General features: G+C 57.7%; 3 protein-coding genes. 2 read left to right on the top strand and 1 reads right to left on the bottom strand.

All coding sequences use genetic code 11. The features are described from left to right. On the top strand, positions 1-2,748 hold a 2,748-nt coding region (locus Q0X47_RS08495), incomplete at its 5' end, for an FtsK/SpoIIIE domain-containing protein (protein WP_297725026.1). Positions 2,749-2,884: 136 nt separating this feature from the next. Next, on the top strand, positions 2,885-3,148 hold the full coding sequence (locus tag Q0X47_RS08490) for a WhiB family transcriptional regulator (protein ID WP_295027371.1): 264 nt from the start codon (positions 2,885-2,887) through the stop codon (positions 3,146-3,148). Between the two features lie 116 nt (positions 3,149-3,264). Here the strand turns inward: Q0X47_RS08490 and Q0X47_RS08485 are convergent. Further along, positions 3,265-3,741, bottom strand: a 477-nt coding sequence (locus Q0X47_RS08485) for a sensor histidine kinase (protein WP_297725022.1), incomplete at its 5' end; no start/stop codon positions are given.

Below are 3,741 nucleotides of genomic sequence, written 5' to 3'. Positions count from 1 at the left end.
GAGAAGCTGTGGCTCGCCGCTGCTGCTCCCCTAGTGACGCCCTCGCAAAAGGTCAGCGTGATTCGAGTGTTTTCGGGTCGGAAACTGCGCCGGCGAGTCCTGCAGATTCAACCGGGAGAAACGCTGTGTTTCACCGGAGCGAAAGGCGCGGACCAAGCCCGGTGGGTCATTGCCCAAGCTGTCCTGTTTGGCCAAGCTCGGCTCAGCGAAAAGAACCCCGACCCGTGGCGGGGGCTCAAGCCGCGCGAAGAATCCGAAAAAACTCCACCGCAAACCCTGGTGATTCGCGTATTCGCCCCCGGCGAGACCCCGCATTTAGAGAGGGACGAAGTCGGGGTGAGTATTACCATCGAGACGCCTCCGCCGTGGGCGCAACGCATCTTTAACCCACCCTCGCGCCGCCGCGCTATCACCGCCGCCTGGTTTAGCTCACTTATGGACGCACTGGGGGACAATCCGCAGCGCCTGAGCTTGACCACCATGCCTCCCGCCGAAAACCTACCCGACCTGGTAGATGTGAGTCAGTGGTGGCAAACCAGTCCCGAGGCTATCACCCACAACTGGCAGACGCCTCCCGCAGGCTTGTGCGCTCAGCTCGGGGTCAGCGCTGCCGAACGTCCCTGGGTGGTCGATCTGGTGAAAGAGGGACCTCACGCCCTGGTGGCGGGCACGACCGGGGCCGGGAAGTCCGAGCTACTGACCACCTGGTTGCTGGCATTGGCTTTGCGCTATTCTCCCCGCGACCTACGGTTTATTTTGCTTGATTACAAGGGCGGAGCGGCGTTTTCGGCGCTGGGCGCTCTGCCCCACACGCACGGCGTACTGACGGACTTGACACCCCAGCTCACCGCTCGTGCCCTCGCTTCCCTGGAAGCGTTTTTGAAGCAGCGCGAGACAATCCTGTCACGTGCTAAAGCCCGCGACCTGGAACATTATCACCAGCTTACCGGGCAACGGCTGCCCCGAGTCCTCATCGTGGTGGATGAATTTCGCGCCCTAGCCACGGATCATCCCGAGACTTTGGAAAACCTGATTCGCTTGGCTACGCACGGACGCTCACTGGGTCTGCACCTGATATTGGCTACGCAAAAGCCCGGTGGGGTGGTTAACGGACAGATTTTGGCTAATACCAACCTGCGCATCGCCTTGCGGGTTCGTTCCGCCCAAGACTCTACCGAGATACTCAGCGATACACGGGCGGCGGATCTTCCGCCCATTCCGGGGCGTCTGTATTGGGAGGGACTCACCTCCGGAGTGGCACAAGCCGCCTGGTGCGGTAGAGCCGACTGGGTGCGCCATTGCGTGGATCAGGTTCGCCAGGCCTGGGAACAATGCCACGAAAATACGCCCTTACCGGAGATTTGGTGTCCCGATTTGCCTCTGGCTGTGCCGTGCCCTCCCGAAAGTTTCGCCCTGCTGGACTTTCCCCACCAGGCTCGCCAGACCTGGCGTTTGCCTCAAACGAGCTTGGGGATTTTCGGCAATCCCGGCAGCGGACGGACCACCGCCCTGGCCACCCTGACTAAGACGTGGCTCCGGCAAAGTCGTTCTACGGTAGTCGTCACTCCCGACCCATCAGCGTTTTGGGACCAGTTGGGCGGACTGGGCCAACCATTGACGTCCCCGCTCTCTCGTTTACTCACCGTGTTCGCGGCGAAAGACTTGTGGAAACTCAATCAATTCATATCTTTGACGGCTAACCGTGGTTTAGAGGGAGCCGCGGTGGCTATTGACCGAGCGGACCTGCTGGCTGACGAGTTGGAGCGGCTCTATCCGGGCCAGGGGGTCAAGCGACTGGAAACGTTGCTGAGCGAGACCGCGACGGGTGGCTATGCGCTGGCTTTCACCGCTCCTTTGAATGCTGGGCATAGTGCTTGGGGAGCCTTGGCTGGCGAGAAATACGTGTTGTGTCCGCGCGATACGGTGGATTTGCATTCTGCCGGCATCGAATCGAACGGAGTGCGCGGGCGTTTGAGCGAGGCTTTGCCTGCCGTAATAACGCCCGGCCGCGGGGTGTGGCAAATCGGAAACATGTGTGCCACCGCCCAAATCGGCCTGCCCAACCCTGAGGGCTTAGCCGAAATGGCCGGCACTGTGCTCGATGTGGACTCTCCTGACGATGCGCCGACGGCCCCGAACGGTGAGGCAATTGTCCTAACAGAGATGCCGAAATTATTTTCCCATCGAGAAATGCCCCGCGCCGCTCGGCAGGTTACGTTAGGCTGGTCCTCATTGCGCCGCGATTGGCTGAGCTTTTCACCCGCGCAGCGTCACTGGGTAGTGGACGACCTCGCCGAGTTGCGTCCCCTGGTGGCTCAGTTGAAACGTGAATATCGCCGTCTTGGTTATCAGGTAATTGAGGCGGAAGATTTTGAAATTGAACATATCGACCGGGATACCTTAATCATTGTCTCCAGATCTGAACGCAACACCCCTAACCTGAATATTTTATGGGAGCCTATTGAGAGTAGCCTGAAGTTTGACTTAACATTCTTAGAATTGCGTTCACCTGGGATTATGTCTGGAAATTTAACCCTCTCATTACCAAATTTTACCAATCGGAAAGTTACCTTGACCCATTTAGGAAACACCCTAGAGGCCCGGCACCGGGTAGCAAATCATCTCGATATCGATATGGATTTCGTCCGAAAACTCCAGATTATTGGCGGATTCTCAGCGATTTATCGGGACGGCTCCGAGTTGGGTGGACTGATCCCTCCGAGTGCTAATGTGACACATATCACGTGATTTTTGAAAAATTCTTCATCTACAACTCTTGAAAAAGCATCCGAATGATGTCAGTCTTAATAAGTCGAATTTGTTACACGCAAAAGTTTTACAAATCCCTAACCGAATCTTTTGCACTGAACTCTAAGGAGTAATTATGGACTGGCGTGATCAAGCAGCTTGCTTAACCGTAGATCCTGAACTTTTCTTCCCCGTAGGCAACACCGGCCCCGCTTTGGCTCAGATTGAAGAAGCCAAGGCCGTGTGCGCGACCTGCCAGGTTGTAGACGTTTGCCTGAAGTGGGCTCTGGACAATAACCAAGATGCCGGCGTCTGGGGCGGCACCAGCGAGGATGAGCGTCGTTCGTTGAAGCGTCGCAATGCCCGCAATGCCCGTGCGCGCCGCGCTTCGAGCCTCTAAGTTACACGCTTCTGGGGGCGTCAAACCCAGGAAAGACCCCGCTGGTGGTGAGCGCAATAGGTAGCTCACCACCACGGTTTTTTACCAGCCCCACCTGGCGAACGAAAACTGCTGACTCACAGTTTGGTAGCGGTGAGACGCACTATCGTACCGCTCGCGGGCGGCACTCGGTTCTCCCACTGCACTGTCCCGACCAGTTCTGTTTTCACCAAAGTCTGGACAATCTGGGTGCCCAAGCCCGAACCGACCGAATTGCCGGTGAGTCCGTGTCCGTCGTCGGTCACCGTCACCACCAGAGTATCGTTGTCGTCGTCCCGGTGTGCCTCGACCTCAACCACCCCGCCGCGGCCCTCCAAACCGTGTTCAATCGCGTTGGTGACTAGCTCGGTAAGCACCAGCCCCAGGGCGGAGGCCGCGTCCGCCCCGAGTGTCCCAAAGCTGCCCAAGAAACGCGTCTCCACAAAGTGATCCGAAGACGCGGCAGTCGCTACCAAAGCCAACAGCTTACGGAATGTGTCGTCAAAAGACACGGTTTCATCAACCGTATGCGACAGCGCCTCGTGCACCATCGCGATAATCGAAATTCGCCGTTC

It is taken from the genome of uncultured Mobiluncus sp. (assembly GCF_947254095.1).
GTDB lineage: Bacteria > Actinomycetota > Actinomycetes > Actinomycetales > Actinomycetaceae > Mobiluncus.
The sequence above is the reverse complement of the archived record's forward strand: the minus strand, read 5'-3'. Positions and strand labels throughout refer to the sequence as shown.

What these genes read in the sequence shown, in the direction of transcription:
- Q0X47_RS08490 (WP_295027371.1), top strand. Translation starts at nt 2,885, where the DNA reads ATGGACTGGCGTGATCAAGCAGCTTGCTTAACCGTAGATCCTGAACTT.